General features: G+C 37.2%; 17 protein-coding genes. 13 read left to right on the plus strand and 4 right to left on the minus strand.

What is annotated here, in order from left to right; translation table 11 throughout:
• Positions 1–51 precede the first annotated feature (51 nt).
• The 13 genes from aas (at position 52) to J3U35_RS08395 (ending at position 12,848) form a co-directional block, all read left to right on the plus strand.
• Positions 52–2,193 (plus strand): bifunctional acyl-ACP--phospholipid O-acyltransferase/long-chain-fatty-acid--ACP ligase, encoded by a 2,142-nt coding sequence (gene aas, locus J3U35_RS08335; RefSeq protein ID WP_267351999.1) that lies wholly within the window; start codon positions 52–54, stop codon positions 2,191–2,193.
• A gap of 14 nt (positions 2,194–2,207) precedes the next feature.
• A complete protein-coding gene (lplT, locus tag J3U35_RS08340) occupies positions 2,208–3,416 on the plus strand; it encodes a lysophospholipid transporter LplT (protein WP_267352001.1) in 1,209 nt (402 codons plus the stop codon).
• Positions 3,382–4,287 (plus strand): N-acetylmuramic acid 6-phosphate etherase, encoded by a 906-nt coding sequence (gene murQ / locus J3U35_RS08345; protein ID WP_267360741.1) that lies wholly within the window; start codon positions 3,382–3,384, stop codon positions 4,285–4,287. The genes lplT and murQ overlap by 35 nt, the downstream gene beginning before the upstream one ends.
• A 288-nt stretch (positions 4,288–4,575) precedes the next feature.
• Positions 4,576–6,315 (plus strand): carboxylesterase family protein, encoded by a 1,740-nt coding sequence (locus J3U35_RS08350; RefSeq protein WP_267360743.1) that lies wholly within the window; start codon positions 4,576–4,578, stop codon positions 6,313–6,315.
• 314 nt (positions 6,316–6,629) lie between these two features.
• Entirely contained in the window at positions 6,630–7,604 is a 975-nt protein-coding gene (locus J3U35_RS08355; protein ID WP_267360745.1) for a mannose/fructose/sorbose PTS transporter subunit IIA, read from the plus strand.
• 22 nt (positions 7,605–7,626) lie between these two features.
• On the plus strand, positions 7,627–8,427 hold the full coding sequence (locus J3U35_RS08360; RefSeq protein WP_220215868.1) for a PTS mannose/fructose/sorbose transporter subunit IIC: 801 nt from the start codon (positions 7,627–7,629) through the stop codon (positions 8,425–8,427).
• Between the two features lie 17 nt (positions 8,428–8,444).
• Positions 8,445–9,356 carry a PTS system mannose/fructose/sorbose family transporter subunit IID gene (locus J3U35_RS08365; RefSeq protein ID WP_267360747.1) on the plus strand — a complete coding sequence of 304 codons (912 nt, stop codon included), beginning with the start codon at positions 8,445–8,447 and terminating at the stop codon, positions 9,354–9,356.
• Positions 9,357–9,519: 163 nt separating this feature from the next.
• The gene (locus J3U35_RS08370) at positions 9,520–9,894 is read left to right on the plus strand and encodes a DUF956 family protein (RefSeq protein WP_220215870.1); all 375 of its coding nucleotides are present in this window, start codon (positions 9,520–9,522) and stop codon (positions 9,892–9,894) included.
• A 238-nt stretch (positions 9,895–10,132) separates the two neighbouring features.
• The gene (gene rpsP, locus J3U35_RS08375) at positions 10,133–10,381 is read left to right on the plus strand and encodes a 30S ribosomal protein S16 (RefSeq protein ID WP_065559705.1); all 249 of its coding nucleotides are present in this window, start codon (positions 10,133–10,135) and stop codon (positions 10,379–10,381) included.
• A 25-nt stretch (positions 10,382–10,406) separates the two neighbouring features.
• On the plus strand, positions 10,407–10,934 hold the full coding sequence (gene rimM / locus J3U35_RS08380; protein ID WP_220215871.1) for a ribosome maturation factor RimM: 528 nt from the start codon (positions 10,407–10,409) through the stop codon (positions 10,932–10,934).
• 16 nt (positions 10,935–10,950) lie between these two features.
• Positions 10,951–11,703: a tRNA (guanosine(37)-N1)-methyltransferase TrmD gene (trmD, locus tag J3U35_RS08385; protein WP_220215872.1), complete on the plus strand. Its 753-nt coding sequence runs from the start codon at positions 10,951–10,953 to the stop codon at positions 11,701–11,703.
• Between the two features lie 31 nt (positions 11,704–11,734).
• The gene (gene rplS, locus J3U35_RS08390; RefSeq protein ID WP_034900792.1) at positions 11,735–12,085 is read left to right on the plus strand and encodes a 50S ribosomal protein L19; all 351 of its coding nucleotides are present in this window, start codon (positions 11,735–11,737) and stop codon (positions 12,083–12,085) included.
• A 154-nt stretch (positions 12,086–12,239) separates the two neighbouring features.
• Positions 12,240–12,848: a MarC family protein gene (locus tag J3U35_RS08395; protein WP_267360749.1), complete on the plus strand. Its 609-nt coding sequence runs from the start codon at positions 12,240–12,242 to the stop codon at positions 12,846–12,848.
• Positions 12,849–12,960: 112 nt separating this feature from the next.
• On the opposite strand, the gene J3U35_RS08400 is transcribed toward J3U35_RS08395, so the two are convergent.
• From J3U35_RS08400 to lysA, 4 genes are read right to left on the minus strand one after another with little or no spacing between them, the layout of a single operon-like run.
• Complete coding sequence (locus J3U35_RS08400; protein WP_267360751.1) at positions 12,961–14,370, minus strand: amino acid permease; 1,410 nt, start codon at positions 14,368–14,370, stop codon at positions 12,961–12,963.
• Between the two features lie 53 nt (positions 14,371–14,423).
• Positions 14,424–15,530 carry an alanine/ornithine racemase family PLP-dependent enzyme gene (locus J3U35_RS08405; RefSeq protein ID WP_220215875.1) on the minus strand — a complete coding sequence of 369 codons (1,107 nt, stop codon included), beginning with the start codon at positions 15,528–15,530 and terminating at the stop codon, positions 14,424–14,426.
• Between the two features lie 18 nt (positions 15,531–15,548).
• Positions 15,549–16,961 (minus strand): APC family permease, encoded by a 1,413-nt coding sequence (locus J3U35_RS08410; protein WP_065559712.1) that lies wholly within the window; start codon positions 16,959–16,961, stop codon positions 15,549–15,551.
• A gap of 53 nt (positions 16,962–17,014) precedes the next feature.
• Positions 17,015–18,412, minus strand: a complete 1,398-nt coding sequence (gene lysA / locus J3U35_RS08415; protein ID WP_065559713.1) for a diaminopimelate decarboxylase — start codon at positions 18,410–18,412, stop codon at positions 17,015–17,017.
• Between the last annotated feature and the right edge of the window lie 216 nt (positions 18,413–18,628).

Genomic DNA, 18,628 nt, shown 5'->3' on the forward strand with positions numbered 1-18,628 from the left:
ATTTTCACTATTATGACAAGGTGCAATTTTGCACGGAAATTGAGAATTAAGATGTTATTCAATATATTAAGGGTTATTTTAAAGTTTCTTTTTCATGTCAAAATTTATGGTAACCTAAAAAACTTAAAGCAAGAAAGATTGCTTATCACTCCTAACCATGTTTCCTTTCTTGATGGTCTTCTAATCGGTGTTTTCTTACCTGTTAGACCCGTGTTTGCCATTTATTCAGGTTATATTGATCACTGGTTAGTTCGTTTAGCAAAACGGTACGTGGATTTTGTGCCGATGGATCCGATTAATCCTATGGCGATTAAACGCTTAGTACGCGAAATTGAAAAAGGACGTCCGATAGTCATATTCCCTGAAGGAAGAATCACCGTAACAGGGTCATTAATGAAAATTTATGATGGAGCGGCTTTTGTAGCGGCTCGATCGAAAGCAACGATTGTACCAGTCTGGATTGAAGGAGCAGAGTTCACATTAACTAGCCGCCTAAAAGGACTGTTTAAACGCCGCTTATTCCCGAAAATAACGATTCATGTACTTGAACCGACCACAATTCCAATGCCAAATGTGCCTAAAGCAAAAGACAAACGCTATATAGCGGGTGAAAAATTGCATCAAATCATGATGAATGCTCGTCTAGCAAGCCGTCCTAAATTAACACTATTTGAAGCACTACTTGAAGCACAAGTTCGCTACGGGACAAAATCAAGAACAGTACAAGACCCGACAACGTCCGAATTATCTTATCGTAATTTACTTAAGCAAATTATTGGTGTAAGTTGCATTATCGAAAAAATTACCGAGAAAAAAGAACGAGTGGGTGTTTTACTCCCCAATGCCACAATCACCGTTGCGACTATTTTCGGTTTATTAGTGAAAAACCGAGTACCTGCCATGCTTAATTATACTGCTGGTACAAAGGGATTAACCTGTGCAATTACTGCCGCCGAAATTAAATCCATTGTCACGTCGCGTAAATTTATTCAAAAAGGTAAACTCGATTATCTCTTAGATGAGATCAAAGGCATTAAGTGGTATTTTTTGGAAGATTTACGTAGTAGTTTGACCTTAAAAGATAAGCTCTATGTAGCAGTGAATCAATATATTCCACGTTTTGTTGAATGTAATCAAACGAGTGATGATGAAGCACTTGTTCTTTTTACATCAGGCTCTGAGGGTAACCCTAAAGGGGTTGTGCATACGCATGGTAGTCTACTTGCTAATGTTGAACAAATTCGTTCGGTCATTGATCCTACTCCAGCCGATCGATTTATGTCTGCGTTACCGTTGTTCCATGCTTTTGGTATCACGGCTGGTTTATTTTTACCGCTTTTTTCAGGTAGTCGTACATTTTTATATCCAAACCCATTACACTATCGAATGGTACCAGAAATTATTTATGACCAAAATTGTACCGTTCTATTTGGTACACCAACTTTTTTAGCTAACTATGCTCGCTATGCCCACCCATTTGATTTTATGCGTTTACGCTATGTGGTAGCTGGCGCTGAAAAATTATCAGAACCAGTACGAGAACTATGGAAAGATAAATATGGCATTCGTATTTTAGAAGGTTATGGCGTCACCGAATGTGCACCGGTCGTTGCCCTCAATGTACCTATGGCATTTAAAAATGGCACAGTTGGTCGTTTATTGCCGGGGATGACTTCACGATTAATTCATATACCTGGCATTAGTGAGGGAGGAGAGTTACAAGTTAAAGGGCCAAACGTGATGAAAGGTTATTTGCGCGTTGAAAATCCAGGTACCCTTGAACCACCTGTCGCCATAGATGAAAACGGTGAAGCTGAACAGGGTTGGTACGATACCGGTGATATCGTTTCAATTGATGATGAAGGTTTTATCACCATTAAAGGACGACTAAAACGATTTGCCAAAATAGCAGGTGAAATGGTCTCTTTAGAGAGTGTAGAGGCACTCGCTAAAAAAGTGGATCCCGATGCAATGCATGGTGCAACAGTAAAAGCTGATGCAGCAAAAGGGGAAGCAATTGTACTTTTCACAACTTCAACCAAGTTAGATCGTGAACAACTAAGTCAAACAGCACAAGAACTTGGTATTCCTGCTTTAGCCGTTCCTCGTGATATTCGTGTTGTTAAAGAACTTCCACTTCTTGGGACAGGAAAAATAGACTTTATCACACTTCGAAAAATGGCTGACGAATAGCATAAGGATATCACATGAACCACAATTCACTATTAAGCAAAGGCATGGTGGCAACCATGCTGGCGCAATTCTTTTCGGCATTTGCAGATAATGCAATATTCTTTGCTATTCTTGCCTATATCAGAAAACTTCAGTATCCAGAATGGAGTGAGTCAGCACTACAAATCGGTTTTGTGATTCCTTTTATCATCCTTTCTCCTTTTGTTGGTCAATTTGCAGACTGTATGTCTAAAGGAAAAGTCATGATGATTTCAAATGGTATGAAGCTATTAGGCGCAGCCTGTATCTGTCTTAATTTCAACCCTTTTATTGGCTATTTTTTAGTAGGAGTTGGTGCAGCGGGTTATTCGCCTGCTAAATATGGCATTTTAGGCGAACTGACTTCAGGTAATAATTTAGTCAAAGCGAATGGATTGATAGAAGCATCCACTATTGCGGCTATTTTACTGGGTTCACTTGCTGGCGGACATCTTGCCGATATGAATGTCAGTGCGTCCTTACTTGCATGTGTATTAATGTATGGTTTTGCTGTTATTGCTAATATTTTTATTCCTAAACTCCCTGCTGCCAGAAAAGATATTCAATGGAATATAAAGGGTATGATAAAAGATTTTAGTAAAACCGTTCACATTATTCTCAATAATAAACTTGTTTTATATACTTTATTAGGCACAAGTCTATTCTGGGGGGCGGGAGTTACCTTACGATTTTTATTAATCCTTTGGGTACCAGCTGTTTTAAATATTACTGATATCGCAACACCAACAAATCTAAATGCAGTCGTTGCTATCGGCATTGTTATTGGAGCAGGATTAGCCAGCTTACTGATCTCAATCAATAATACGTTACGTTGCATTCCGGCAGGTATTATGATGGGCATTGCCGTTATCGCATTCACTTTACAAAGCAACCTTATTGCTTGTTATGTATTATTAATTGTTATTGGTGCGTTAGGCGGATTCTTTTTAGTACCCTTAAATGCATTAATTCAAAAAACGGGTAAAGATCTCGTTGGTGCAGGCAGTGTCATTTCCGTACAAAATTTAAGTGAATATACTACAATGATGGTTATGTTGGGTCTTTATACTGTTGCTGTATCTTTTAAGATCTCGATAATAACAATTGGCGTTAGTTTCGGCGCTTTATTTGCAATTGTCATCTTTTTACTGTGGCTAGGATTAAAAAAGTATGCAACCAATAAATCTATCAAAAATGTTAACTGAAAGTCGTAATCCATACAGCGAAAAAATTGATAGCTGTTCGACGATCGATATACTCAAAATCATCAATAATGAAGATAAGCATGTTGCCGTTGCTGTTGAAAAAGAGTTAGCAAATATCGCTAAAGCAGTGGATGTGATTAGTCAAACTTTTTTAAATCACGGTCGTTTAATTTATCTCGGTGCCGGCACTTCAGGTCGGCTTGGTATTTTAGATGCAAGTGAATGCCCACCCACCTATGGCACCCCTCCTCAACAAGTCATCGGATTGATTGCTGGTGGTCAAACGGCAATTTTTAAAGCAGTTGAAAATGCCGAAGATAATCCTGAATTAGCAATAACTGATTTGAAAAATATTCACTTTTCAGCCAATGATATTTTAGTTGGTATTGCCGCAAGTGGTCGCACTCCCTACGTTATAGGTGGTATGCAATTTGCTAAATCAATTGGCGCAACAGTGATAAGTTTATGCTGTAACCCCAATGCCCCTATGATTGATCTGGCAGACGTCGCCATCACACCAATTGTAAGAGCTGAAGTGATAACGGGTTCATCAAGAATGAAAGCCGGAACAGCACAAAAACTTGTCCTTAATATGTTAACCACCGCTAGCATGATCAAAATTGGTAAAGTTTACGGTAATTTAATGGTCGATGTCGAAGCCACTAATGCTAAATTAATTGAGCGACAAATATCCATTGTCATGCAAGCAACTGAATGTGACCGCCAAACGGCAATGTTAGCACTTAAACAGAGTGATAGACACTGTAAAACAGCTATTTTAATGATTCTCGGTCACTTTGATGTTGATCAAGCAAAAAAATTATTATCAGAAAATAATGGTTTTATCAGAAAAGCACTATCGGCGAGTTGATAAGATAATTATAGAAAAAATAAACATAAATGGTCTGTTTTTATGATCTATGTCTAATTTTCAAATTAGGATTATTGACAATCTATTACATAATAGAGAAATATAAAAACTGTACCATTTATTTAAACAGGATATTACAGGCATAACAGTGCACTGAGATAATTATAATAATATGATTTAGTAAGATTAAGCGTAAATTCATCACTTCTTTCATGGATGTATACACTTCTCGCTAATTTCTGATATTAATTTTTTATTCAATTTTTGAAAGACACACAAGGACATTGTATGAGGAAAACACTATTTCATATCGCTATACTTGGTATTTTCATCCTATCAACGCCAATTGTTGTCTATAGTCAAAATCATCAGCTTTTAACAAATTCCAATTTATCAACGATATCCACTATCTCGGATCCAACTTTGATAAAAACCCAATTTGGATTAGTTAAAGGTCAACTCGACAACATCAACAACGTTCTCGTGTGGACAGGCATACCTTATGCGAAAGCACCCTCAGGGGAGTTAAGATGGAAAAAACCGATTGACCTTGAACCATGGGAAGGTATATTTGATGCAACTCAAGCAAGTCCTATCGCATTTCAGCTTAATGAAAATAACATCATTGGTTCAGATAATAGTTTAAATCTCAATATCTATCGACCGAATAATAATAAAAAAAATTTACCAGTTCTCGTTTATATTCACGGTGGCAACAACCAAATCGGAAAAGCAGAAGAAATGACAGGCAACGGCATGGTAACCGATCTGGATGCAATTTTTATCTCAATTAATTATCGTTTGGGGCCACTAGGATTTAATCCACTTCCTGCCTTGCAAACGGGTGATAAACTCGAAGATTCGGGTAACTATGCGTTATTGGATATGGCAAAATCATTGGATTGGATTAAAGACAATATTACCTATTTTGGTGGAAATCCTCACAATATCACTGTCTCTGGTTTTTCAGCGGGTGGACGAGATGTGATGGCGATGTTAATCTCACCTATTTTTAAAGATAAATTTCAAAAAGCGATCTCTTTTAGTGGTGGTATGACCATTGCAAATAAAGAGGATAGCATTAAAGTCTTTGCCAAAGCTATAGCCCCACTTGCTGTTGAAGATAAAATAAAGCCAACTGAAGAACAAGCTTATCATTGGCTGTTAACCAATCATCCCGATGTCAAAGCATATTTGTATAGCCTATCTTCTGAAAGATTGGTTTCACTGATGAATAATGCCGGAATCAGAATGAGTGTCTTTCCGCATTTATATAACGACGGCTATGTGATCCCCAAAGAAGGGTTTAATACGCATCAATATCATTCTGTGCCATTGATCATGCTGACCGGTACGGGTGAATTTTCATTATTCGCAAAATCTTCAGCTTATTTTAGCTCATCCTTCAATCATGGTATACCAAGTGGACAAACACTAACAGCATTTCAATTCGCCAATAAATATGGCGGAAAATTATATGATTTATTTAACGTTTCAGACTCAGCCCAAAAAATGGCACCTTTTTATAAAGCAAAAATTTATGGTATGGAAATACAATATGGCGAAGATCAAAATGTTGTAGGCTTACCAATGGGATTATATGGTGCTTTTCATGGTGTTTTTTTACCACTGATGGATCCGTATTCAGAAAATTATAACGGGTTAATAGCAAATGCCTATAAAACTCAAGGCGCTAAACAACTCAGTAAGATTTATAAAAAATATATTCATAATTTTATTTATAACGGCGATCCTAATGGTGACGATTTAGTTTATTGGAATAATTGGTCAACAACAAATAATAATGCGGATAAGGGACTACTCTATATCAATGCCGACAAAGAAAAAGCTATAGTTTATATGGGAAGACAACATTTTTCTTACCGTGATGTGCTTGATGAAATGGATAACGATCAATCTATCCCACCAGAAATAAAAAAAACGCTTATTTCTGAGGTATTAAATGGTCGGTGGTTTAGTCATGAACTAGATCTTAGATATCATAATAAGTCATTATGGATAAAATGATGTATTCTTGATAAAACGTTTAGATTAAATAAGATAATTAGCAAAAAAATATCTTGAATATCTCATTATTGAAAATTTTGAAATTTATAAACCATTAAAAAGTTATTTAAGCAAAAAAGCTATTTACAAAATGGGGATTTATTTCAATAATTCTATTCGAGATAAAACTTATATTGGTTCGTTAATATCACGAATTTCAGCCCTGTTTAAAGTTACAGACTATATTATTTATAGTTAATTTTTAATATCAATTTTTGATAAAAATTTATGACATTTATATTATGAATATAATATAAAAATTGGGAGGTAGTTGTATGGTAGGAATTATTCTAGCAACTCATGGTGAGTTTGCAGAAGGGATTCTACAATCTGGGTCAATGATTTTTGGAGAGCAAGAAAACGTGCAAGCTGTAACCTTGCATCCAAGTGATAGCCCGGAGAGTTTAAAAGAACGAATGTTAGCCGCAATAGCAACATTCGACGATCAAAATGAAGTACTTTTTTTAGTTGATTTATGGGGTGGCACGCCATTTAATCAAGCCAATAACCTATGTGGTGAACACCCTAATTGGGCAATTGTTGCAGGTTTAAATCTGCCGATGCTTATTGAAGCTTATTCATCTCGTTTTTCAATGGAAACAGCTAAAGAAATTGCCGTCGCAATCTTAGAATCAGCAAAAGAAGGAATTAAAGCAACAGTTGAAGCACCTGCTGCAAGCACCACTGCCACTCAACAAACGAATACCATACCTGAAGGCACCGTTCTAGGTGATGGTAAAATGAAAATTGTCTTGGCTCGGGTTGACTCTCGTTTATTACATGGTCAAGTCGCCACCGCTTGGACAAAATCAACCAATCCTAATCGTATCATCGTGGTATCGGATTCAGTATCGAAAGATGAATTAAGAAAAAAACTGATCGAAGAAGCCGCGCCTCCGGGGGTAAAAGCAAATGTCGTGCCGATTAAAAAAATCATCGAAGTTTCGCGCGATCCACGATTTGGCAATACTAAAGCATTGTTACTATTCGAAACCCCACAAGATGTATTACGAACTATTGAAGGCGGGGTCGACATTGATACCCTTAATATTGGCTCAATGGCGCACTCTGTCGGTAAAGTAATGGTAAATAAAGTGCTGTCAATGAATGCGGATGATGTAGAAACATTTGAAAAATTAAAAGAAAAACACGTTAAATTTGATGTTCGCAAAGTACCTAATGATTCTAATAGTAATATGGATGAATTGTTGAAAAAAGCGAAAGAAGAATTAGCAGCACAAAAAAATTAGGACTTATACAAGAGGTTATATTATGACATTATCAATTGTTGCTATCATTTTAGTGATAGTTATTGCCTTTCTGGCAGGAATGGAAGGTATTTTAGATCAGTTTCAATTTCATCAACCGTTAGTTGCCTGTTCATTAATTGGTTTGGTGACCGGTAATCTTGAAGCGGGTGTTTATTTGGGTGGCTCATTACAAATGATAGCCTTAGGTTGGGCTAACATTGGTGCCGCCGTTGCACCCGATGCCGCTTTAGCCTCTGTGGCTTCGTCCATCATTTTAGTCTTAGGTGGACAAGGTGAAGCAGGCGTATCAACAGCTATTGCTGTTGCCATTCCTTTAGCGGTTGCTGGATTATTTTTAACAATGATTGTCCGAACCATTGCGGTACCTTTAGTACATATGATGGATGCAGCGGCAGAAGAAGGTAATATCCGTAAAATTGAACTATTACAAATATTAGGTATCTGCTTACAAGGTTTAAGAATTGCCATTCCGGCAGCTGCGCTATTATTTATTCCAGCCGAAACAGTAAAAGGCGTATTAGAATCTATGCCTGAATGGTTAACAAAAGGTATGGCAATTGGTGGTGGTATGGTCGTTGCTGTGGGTTATGCCATGGTAATTAATATGATGGCAAATCGTGAAGTTTGGCCATTCTTCATCATCGGTTTTGTGGTTGCGGCTATCTCAGAATTAACCCTTATTGCGTTAGGTGCATTAGGTATTGCATTAGCAATGATTTATCTTAGCCTTTCAGAACGTGGCAATTCATCAAATGGTGGAAGCAAAGGTGATCCACTTGACGATATTTTAAATGATTACTAGGTACTTGGAGTAAAAAAATGACTGATAAAATTCAATTAAGCAAAAAAGATCGTTTAGCGGTTGCTTGGCGCTCAACCTTTCTCCAAGGTTCTTGGAATTATGAACGTATGCAAAATGGTGGTTGGGTCTATTCAATGATCCCTGCAATAAAAAAACTCTATACCACCAAAGAAGATCGTTCAGCAGCACTTAAACGCCATTTAGAATTCTTTAACACTCACCCTTATTTAGCTTCACCAGTTCTTGGTGTAACGCTTGCTCTCGAAGAAGAACGTGCTAATGGTGCTGCTGTTGATGATGTTGCCATCCAAGGTGTAAAAGTTGGGATGATGGGACCTTTAGCCGGAGTTGGTGATCCCGTGTTCTGGTTTACGGTAAGACCAATGCTTGGTGCGCTTGGCGCATCACTTGCACTTAGTCACAGTGTTATGGGACCAATTTTATTCTTTTTACTTTGGAATATTATCCGTTGGAGTTTTATGTGGTACACCCAAGAGTTTGGTTACCGTACAGGTTCTAAAATTACCGATAATTTATCGGGTGGCTTACTGCAAAAAATTACCAAAGGTGCTTCCATTTTAGGGATGTTTATTCTGGCGGCCTTGGTACAAAGGTGGGTATCAATTAATTTCCAACCAGTCGTTTCAAAAGTTAAAATGGCCGACGGTACTTTTATTGATTGGAATCACATACCAACTGGTTCAGAAGGCATTCAAACCGCATTACAACAAATGCAAGCAGGGTTATCCCTTACTGAAGAAAAGGTCACCACCTTACAAAATAACTTAGACCAACTGATACCAGGACTGGTTCCGTTACTTTTAACCTTTTTATGCATGTGGTTATTACGTAAAAAAGTATCACCAATCTTAATAATCCTCGGACTCTTTATTGTCGGGATTGTAGGACATGTGATTGGTCTTCTATAAGTTCAAACTTTAAGTAATCGATAAAAAGCATAATTTACTGTTTAAATTATGCTTTTTTATCTTTTATCAATAAATATTTGAATAATTGAGTCCAAAGGTTTTGGCTGTTCACATCATAAAAAAACAATAAATTAACTTTAGTATTAATATGGAAGTCATATAAATGGTTCAATCATTAAACTCCAAAATAGACCTAACCGTTAAAGCTACCGCATTTACAGCTTTTACCGAGTATGGACAAATTATGATTGGAAATAAAGCGTTGGAATTTTATCATCAGCGAGATGCACGTAAATACATCCAAATCCCATGGCAAGAAGTCGAATATGTTTCTGCATCCGTCTTATTTGGGGGAAAATGGATACCACGTTATACTATCCACACAAAACAAAATGGCTCCTTTACCTTTGCCTCAAAAAATCCTAAAGACGTATTAAGAGCAATCCGAGTTTATATTGGTGGTGACAAAATGGTAAAATCATTAGGTTTTTTTGGTGTTTTAAAGCGAGCATTTACTCGCAAACCAAGTCAAAAATAATCGATGCTAATATCTAAAATATTATAAATTATTCTAGCGTTATTCATGGTGAGGGTGACAACGGATAATGAATGCTATTTTGTCTATTCATTTTTTAATTGAATCTATTATATACTATCTTGTCTCTATCAATCATAATCAGTCATTGCACTTTTTGCCAGAAGGAGTATAATTCTGGGGCTTTGATTCTGTCCATGTTGGGCAGGAAAAAGATTATTTTTTAATTTAAGAGGATGTTATGGTAACTATTCGTTTAGCTCGTGGTGGCTCTAAAAAGCGCCCTTTTTATCAAGTAGTTGTCACTGATAGCCGTAACCCACGTGATGGTCGTTTTATCGAACGCATTGGTTTCTTTAATCCAATTGCACAAGGTAAAGCAGAAGAATTACGTTTAGATCTTGATCGCGTAAATCATTGGGTTGGTTTAGGTGCAACTGTTTCTGATCGTGTTAATTCATTGATCAAACAAGCACAAAAAGCTGCTTAATTAAGTAATAGATAGTCACTGTAAAATGAATACTGAGAATTTCATTGTTGTTGGTAAACTTGGTTCAAGCTACGGCATTCGTGGATGGCTCAGAATTTTTTCGTTTACAGAATTTCCAGATAGTATTTTTGATTACACACCTTGGTATATCCAGCGAGCTGGAAAATGGCAAGAGGTAATCGTAGAAAGCTTTAAACCCCATAATCAAGATATGATTGTGAAACTCAAAGGTGTTGACGATCGTGATCAAGCCAATGCATTAACCAACATTGAAGTGTTTGTCGATGCTGAAAATTTGCCTGAACTGAATCATGGTGATTTTTATTGGAAAGATCTGATTGGGTGCCGAGTAAAAACAGTCAACGGTTACGATTTAGGTCAGGTCACTGATTTAATGGAGACCGGCTCTAATGATGTATTGGTGGTAAAAGCAAATCTAAAAGATGCATTTGGAGCAACAGAACGTTTAATCCCTTTTGTTGAAGAACAATTTATTAAACAAGTTGATTTAACAACAAAAATGATTGTGGTCGATTGGGATCCTGCTTTTTAATTGGTAAGGTAACACTATGTGGATTGGCGTAATTAGCCTTTTTCCCGAAATGTTTCAAGCCATTACCTGTTATGGCGTAACTGGTCGAGCTGTAAAAAATGGGCTGTTAACAGTAAATTATTGGAATCCGCGCGACTTTGCGCATGATAAGCATAAGACTGTCGATGACAGACCTTATGGTGGTGGGCCGGGTATGTTAATGATGGTACAACCCCTTAGGGATGCAATTCATGCAGCGAAAGCTGTGGCAGGTGACAATACAAAAGTAATCTATCTTTCCCCACAAGGGCGCAAATTGAACCAACAAGGCGTTTGCGAATTGTCACAAAATCAAAAATTAATTTTGATTTGTGGACGTTACGAAGGTATTGATGAACGCGTGATCCAAACCGAGATTGACGAAGAATGGTCAATTGGAGATTACGTATTGAGTGGTGGTGAATTACCGGCAATGACGATGATTGATGCACTGGCAAGATTTATTCCCGGCGTGTTAAATCATGAATCATCAGCAGAAGAAGACTCTTTTGCTAACGGTTTACTTGATTGTCCTCACTATACCAGACCTGAGGTGTTAGATGGAATGGCGGTGCCTGACGTGTTAATGTCTGGTCACCATGAAGCGATTCGTCGTTGGCGATTAAAACAATCCCTTGGACGAACTTGGTTAAGAAGAGAAGATCTTCTTGAAAATCTAGCTCTGACTGATGAAGAGCAATGTTTACTCGCTGAGTTTCAACGTGAATATCAGGATAAACATAGCCATTAAGATTTCAGTATAACTAGTAAGAGATAATATTATGAAAAATGCAATTATTCAGCAATTAGAACAAGAACAAATGAAAAAAGACATCCCGTCTTTTCGCCCGGGTGATACGGTTGAAGTAAAAGTATGGGTTGTTGAAGGTAACAAAAAACGTCTTCAAGCATATGAAGGTGTGGTTATTGCAATTCGCAATCGTGGTTTACATTCTGCATTTACAGTACGTAAAATTTCGAATGGCGAAGGTGTTGAACGAGTATTCCAAACTCACTCACCGATTGTTGATTCAATTACTGTGAAACGTCGTGGTCAAGTACGTCAAGCTAAACTTTACTACTTACGCGAACTTCGTGGTAAAGCGGCTCGTATTAAAGAGCGCCTAAACTAGTTTTTATTGATTAACAATAAAAAACGATTAAAATAGATTAAATTAAATATGGTCACCATTAAGGTGACCGTTTTTATGTGTAACCAATATTTTTTCCCACCAGCTATCGTTGACACAATTCAAGCAATATCTTGGTCGAATAAAAGGTAATACTATGGCTAACTATCTTGTTGAGATTCTTGCCACAACAATAAAATTATTTGCATTAATGACACCACCTGCTGTATTAAGTGCATTTTTGAGTGGTACAAAACTATATGATGAACAAGCACGTCGAAAAACCGCACGTAAGACGTCTTGTGCCGTGTTTATTATTGGCATTGTGCTATTCTTTTTCGGTAATGCGATGTTTAGTATTTTTGGCTTTACTCTCGATGCATTTCGAATTGGATCGGGTGCATTACTCTTTGTAACGGCAGTGGCATTAATGAACGATTCGCCTGACAAAAATAAAATTAATAGCGATGATGATATTAGTGTTGTTCCTTTGGCTATCCCGCTTTGTATGGGGCCAGCATCAATTGGTACGATTATTGTGTTAGGGACAAGTTCAGATGGTTTAGTTCAAAATTTAATTGGTGCGTTATCACTATTCATTGCATCAAGTGGTATTTATGTCATGTTATTATGCTCTAAAACCATCGCTAAAGTTTTAAAAAATACCGGAATTGCAATTTTATCAAAATTAACTGGATTATTGATTTCAGCAATTGCTGCCCAAGTCGTATTTACTGGCGTCGCCGGAATTTTAAATCTTAATTAGTCAGATCATTGAATATATTAGATAATGACAAAGGTCAGATGTTATCTTCTCGGTAATCACTACTACGTTTACGGTAGTGAGTGATTACACCAATCATATTTAACCAAATAGTTTAGTCATTTGCATGGGGCATAATTAATTTTCTTTTTTTGAAGAAAAAATACGAACTGATAATAATCATAATTAATACCAATTCCGATATAAAAATAAAATAACCGGATTCACCAAACCAAACTCCAATAATGATAATCGTATTAATCACCATCGAAATGATCGCAAGCCATGGATAAAATGGTGATTTAAATTTAATGGTCTCTTGCGGATATTTCCCCTTATTGACCCCTTGACGAAACTGAAATTGACACCAAGCGATAATAATCCAAGCAAAACATCCAACCTGCCCTGTCGCTGCAACCAAATAAAGATAAAGTTTTTCCGCAGCAATGTACTTTGAAAATAGTGATACCAGCGCAATAATGGATATAAACAATATTCCTTTGGTTGGCACACCCCGCCTATTCACCTCTGCAAAATATTTTGGTGCTAAATTATCCTGAGACATTGACCATAACATTCTAGAACTGGCATAAATTGCAGAATTAGCTGCCGATATAGCGGCGCAAAAAATCACAAATAACATGACATAAGATGCAAAATTGATGCCTGCTTGCGTAAATACCCAAACAAAAGGGCTTATCTCTTCTTGTGCATTACCATAGGGATAAACGAGTGCCAAAACTGCAATTGCTAAAACATAAAATAGGATGATTCTAAAAGCGACACCTGTAATTATTTTAGGTAAAACGGTTTGCGGTGATTGGGCTTCCCCTGCTGCACTTCCTATCAATTCAACGCCTTGAAAAGAGTAAGTGACAATCGTCATACAGACAAAAATCGCTGAAAAACCGTTAGGAAACCATCCGTTTTCTGTTTTCAATGTTGGTAGCACATGAGTGTCAGCATATTGATGATATAGCAAGTAAATACCTGTCCCAATAAAAGTAATAATTGCCAGAACTTTTATTGTTGAAAACCAGTATTCACTTTCGCCGTAAGCTCGTACCGATGTTAGATGTACAAAGGTTAAAACAATTAAAATAATTAGACTAAACAGATAAATAGGAATAGAAGTGATAAATTGGTGAGCAATAATTGATGCCGCCGTTAAATCAGCCGCCATCGACAGCACCCAACTTAACCAATATAACCAACCTATAGTATAGCTCCAAATGGGATTAGGTATAAACATTAACGCATAGTGCTGGAAAGAACCAGCATGAGGAAATGCGCATGAAAGCTCACCTAAACAGAGCATGGTGGAAAGCATAATACAACCAGCCATCAAATAAGCGATAATCGTCCCTAGCGGACCAACTGTGCTAAGTGGTGCTGCAATACCAATAAATAATCCGGTACCAATCGAACCACCCAAAGAGATCATCAACAGATGCCGATTTTTTAAATTCTTTTTTAAACTAGTGGTACTCGGATAGGAACTTCCTTGATATTCAGATGTTGCCATGTAAACCGCCTAGTAAGGTAAAAAAGCTGCTGGAAACCAGCAGCTAACACGAATTAATAAATAAACCGTTTTTCTACACCATTCGTTTGACATGCCATAAGTAAGGCTGTGTAATCGAGTTCAAAACCAATCATATCACCTACTTTCAGTGTTTCTAACACATCTTCAATATCAACGATGGTATGATCACTGGTTTGCCCCAAAACCGTAATACTATCATCGATAGGTACACAGTTTTCAGCCGGCACATCTTGACGACCAAAAGCAAGTAGTGCACGTTTACGAGTACCATGATCGACAAAGGTTTTACTATTTAAAAAGGCATCGACTCCAAGCTCCCCTACAGGCACGGTTGGCTTACTATTAAGTTCAATAATTTGTGCGTATAGCTTATAGATATCGCTACATGCTTTATCGACAGGTTTATTGGAATGATGAAATTCATCCAGATATTTCATATCGACATATTCAATACCAAACTCATGTAAACCACCTATTCTGATGTGATTCAATCCTTTAGGCCAAACACCTTTATCTAACAAATGGTAACTGGTACAATTACCGGCAGATAAGTATTTGATTTTAATACCACAAGTTTCCTCTACTTTGCGTGCTATGTGTAAAAAATCAACACCATTTTTAACCGTAGGCAAAACGGTTCCATAGCAGTTAAAGTTGGTGCCAAGCCCATAAAGCTCAACACCCGGTAACGAAAGAATGAGATTGACGGTATCAATAATCTCATCAAGATGCTCAAACCAGATACCTTCTCGTAAATCCCCCATATCCACCATAAGCAACACTTGGTGAATCTTTCGCTGTTTAACGGCTTCATCAGATAAAGCCGTTATAACTTGCTTTTCACTATTTAAGCTAATATCCGCATATTTCACAACGTCGCTGATTTCACTTAAACAAGGACTGCGTAATAAACACGTTTTACAATTTAAAGCCTCTTTGAGTTTTTTTAAATTGTAAGTTCTTGATTCAGCAATAACATCAATACCACCATCTAATACAGCTTTCGCTGTTTCGACGCAGCCATCAAATACTTTATTGACAGCCATGACTTCAATGCCGTGTTTAGCTAAAATGTCTTTCTCAACACGGGCATTTTCTTTTAATTTGCGTAAATCAATTTCCAATATGGGTTTGTACATGCTTTACTCCTCTATACCTTACTGTTCGAGCAAACGATTGCGTTTTTGAGCACGATGATATATCCATTCTGCTAATACAATCGCAAGTACAGCGCCACCAACTATCTTAGCAATATACTCAACGTATCCACCCATATCGATTTGAGCTGGTGGTATAAAGACTAAAATCACAGCAAATAGTGTAGATAAGAACCCTAAAGCAGGTAATACTACTGGTAACACTTTACCCGGAATTTTAAAGCTACGTGGTACATCAGGTTGAGTCACTCGTAATCGATAATAAGCGATAAACATCACTAAGTAAGGAATGAAATAGCAAATTGTTGTCAACGCCGTCAACATCCAATAAGCTGCAGCAATACTTGGTGATACAAATGTTGAGAAGCAAAGTACAGTAACGATGATTGCTTGAACAACCAGTGCAAATGTCGGTGTTTGATAAACCGGATGTAAACGACCTACACGCTCACCCAACAAATTATCCTCTTTAGAGGCTTCTTGTAGCATATAGATCGGCCCAACTAACCATGAGTTAATTTGTCCTAAAGCTCCAAAGAATAGACATATTGCCATAACAGGTAACAACCAAGGCATATGTAATACATTGGCAGCAGATTGCATCGCTTGCATAACGCCAGCAACAATATCAGTATCTTCGGCTGGTAATAATGTATTGATAGCCCAAGAGCCAATCATATAAATACCAACAATAACAATTGCTGACACAGCCATCGCTTTTGGAAAATCACGTTGTGGATCACGTGTACGCCCGGCAATCATTGGTGCCACTTCAAGCCCAGCAAACGCAAACATCATACTGGATAAAAACACAATCGTATCCCAACTGCCTAAATCAGGGATCCAATCACTTAAATGCGTATAATCGGTTGCCATTGGATGACCAGTCAATAACCAAACAATCGCGAGTAAGACAATAATCGCTGCGGGAATAAATACACCAAGCCAAGCACTCACGCTATTAATAATCTTAGTCCATTTTAATCCCCGAATATTCATCAATGTTAAAATCCAGAAGACCACCATGGATCCCACCCCAATAAATACTTCATTTTGGGCTAATTCGGGACTAAACATATAACCAATAGCAGTAAAACCAAATTGCAACATCAATGGGAAGAAGAGTACACAGGAAAATAAAAAACAAACCACTACAATCCAAGCGATACGCTTACCAAATGCCTCTTTAACCCAAACAAATATCCCGCCATCTTTTGGCCAACCTGTTGAAAGTTCACCACACACCATGGCTAATGGAAAAAACAAACAAAATGCCGCAATGAGCCAAAGTACCATTGCTGATGCGCCATAAGGAGCAACGTTAGGAATTTGTCGTAAACTCAGTATCGCAATGACATTCATAAATACAATGTCTTTGATACCGAGCAAACTTGAATCTTTAGAATCACTCATAATAACCTCACATTGTAGTATCTAGGGCAACGTGTGCCCCAGATAGATCATGATTAATAGATGTCGTATCCAACCATATCTTCGTAAGTGTCCTCACGGCGAATCAAGCGATCTTTGCCTTTTTTGTCTATCATCACAACCGACGTACGAGGGCGATTGTTATAGACTGTCTGACTTTCAATGGTGTAAGCTCCAGCATCAAGGAAAGCAATAATATCGCCAATGTCGGTATCTTTAGGTAATAAGAACTCTTCACCTTTAACACCAACATGATAGTAGTCACCACCATCACACAAAGGACCGGCTAATTTAATATATTCATCATGTGATTCATTAATTCGAGATGCATTATAAACATAGAAGAACCAATCGAAATGTTGACTATCAGATAACACGCTATAACCTGCATCAACAAATTTCCATTCAACATGTTCTTCAATGTTACCGTCTAAATCATAATTCGTTTTACGTTTTTCACAGGCAACTTCAGTTAATAGCACCCCAGCTGAACCGGTAACTTTTCGACCAGGTTCAATACAGATTTCAACATCGGTACGCCATTTGTGTACTTCACGAATGACTGCATCAGCAAAATCTTGGGCAGTAATACCGGCATACATATTGTCTTGTAATGGGTTACCGTTTTCGTCATCGTATTTATAAGGAACAGGAATACCTCCCCCTACATTAATTAAATCAAACTTGATTCCTAACACTTCTTCTAAACGGCGAGATTCATCAACAAGTACTTTGGTTGCTTTCGCAAAAGGTTCAGCTTCCGGTACCTGATCCCCAACGTGCATATGTAGACCACGTAAATGGACATAAGGCATTTCGAGAATACGGCGACAAGTCTCTTCTGCTTGTTCTAAATCGATACCTGACTTAGCATGATAAGCAGTAACTAATTCAGCGTGAGTTGCTGATGGTACATTCGGTTCAACACGTACACACACATTCGCCACTTTTTTCAATTTTTTTGATATTTCATCGATAATATCAAGTTCATATAAACTATCGACGTTAATAATATACAGATCGTTTTTAATGGCATATTCAAGATCAACTGGTTTTTTTACCACACCATTAAACACGATTTGGCTACCCGGAAAACCAATCTCTAAACATTTACGGACTTCAAACATTGAGTTTGCTTCAGCGTAAATACCCGCATCTTTAATGGCTTTGAGTACGCCCATAACAGAACAAGTTTTAGAAGCATAGAAAATTTTTGTTTTTGGATGCGCTTTGAATGCTTGTTTAATTTCTTGAACATTACGATCAATTTCTTTTTCAGAAAACACATAAAAAGGCGTTGGATATTTTCTTGCTAACTCTTCTAAATTAACGCCATCAAAACATAATTTACCGTTTTCAGCACTAAAACGACGATCTTTAGTTATAAGATCGTGACGTAATTTGTTATAATTTGACATAATTTTGTCGGACATATGACCTCCAGTTAATGAGTACTCAAAAAGTACATAAGAAAATAAGTAAAATGGCTGTTCTCTTGTAATGCAATCAGCATGCCAACTTAATAATACAAATAATCAATAAGTTAAACTTAACAATCTAGCAACAATTTTTGTCATTAAGTTAAAAATATGTCTTTATGACAAAAATTTGTCATTTTTTAGTGATAGTCGAAAGGTATTTAAATAAAA

This window comes from Gilliamella sp. B2717 (assembly GCF_026536675.1).
Taxonomy (GTDB): Bacteria; Pseudomonadota; Gammaproteobacteria; order Enterobacterales; family Orbaceae; genus Gilliamella; species Gilliamella apicola_I.

Bases quoted from the DNA above. Each gene is read 5' to 3' on its own strand.
- murQ (WP_267360741.1), top strand. From the start codon at position 3,382: ATGCAACCAATAAATCTATCAAAAATGTTAACTGAAAGTCGTAATCCA.
- lplT (WP_267352001.1), top strand. From the start codon at position 2,208: ATGAACCACAATTCACTATTAAGCAAAGGCATGGTGGCAACCATGCTG.
- J3U35_RS08400 (WP_267360751.1), bottom strand. From the start codon at position 14,370: ATGGCAACATCTGAATATCAAGGAAGTTCCTATCCGAGTACCACTAGT.
- J3U35_RS08395 (WP_267360749.1), top strand. From the start codon at position 12,240: ATGGCTAACTATCTTGTTGAGATTCTTGCCACAACAATAAAATTATTT.
- rplS (WP_034900792.1), top strand. From the start codon at position 11,735: ATGAAAAATGCAATTATTCAGCAATTAGAACAAGAACAAATGAAAAAA.
- J3U35_RS08405 (WP_220215875.1), bottom strand. From the start codon at position 15,530: ATGTACAAACCCATATTGGAAATTGATTTACGCAAATTAAAAGAAAAT.
- aas (WP_267351999.1), top strand. From the start codon at position 52: ATGTTATTCAATATATTAAGGGTTATTTTAAAGTTTCTTTTTCATGTC.
- trmD (WP_220215872.1), top strand. From the start codon at position 10,951: ATGTGGATTGGCGTAATTAGCCTTTTTCCCGAAATGTTTCAAGCCATT.
- J3U35_RS08370 (WP_220215870.1), top strand. From the start codon at position 9,520: ATGGTTCAATCATTAAACTCCAAAATAGACCTAACCGTTAAAGCTACC.
- rimM (WP_220215871.1), top strand. From the start codon at position 10,407: ATGAATACTGAGAATTTCATTGTTGTTGGTAAACTTGGTTCAAGCTAC.
- rpsP (WP_065559705.1), top strand. From the start codon at position 10,133: ATGGTAACTATTCGTTTAGCTCGTGGTGGCTCTAAAAAGCGCCCTTTT.
- J3U35_RS08350 (WP_267360743.1), top strand. From the start codon at position 4,576: ATGAGGAAAACACTATTTCATATCGCTATACTTGGTATTTTCATCCTA.
- J3U35_RS08365 (WP_267360747.1), top strand. From the start codon at position 8,445: ATGACTGATAAAATTCAATTAAGCAAAAAAGATCGTTTAGCGGTTGCT.
- lysA (WP_065559713.1), bottom strand. From the start codon at position 18,412: ATGTCCGACAAAATTATGTCAAATTATAACAAATTACGTCACGATCTT.
- J3U35_RS08410 (WP_065559712.1), bottom strand. From the start codon at position 16,961: ATGAGTGATTCTAAAGATTCAAGTTTGCTCGGTATCAAAGACATTGTA.
- J3U35_RS08355 (WP_267360745.1), top strand. From the start codon at position 6,630: ATGGTAGGAATTATTCTAGCAACTCATGGTGAGTTTGCAGAAGGGATT.
- J3U35_RS08360 (WP_220215868.1), top strand. From the start codon at position 7,627: ATGACATTATCAATTGTTGCTATCATTTTAGTGATAGTTATTGCCTTT.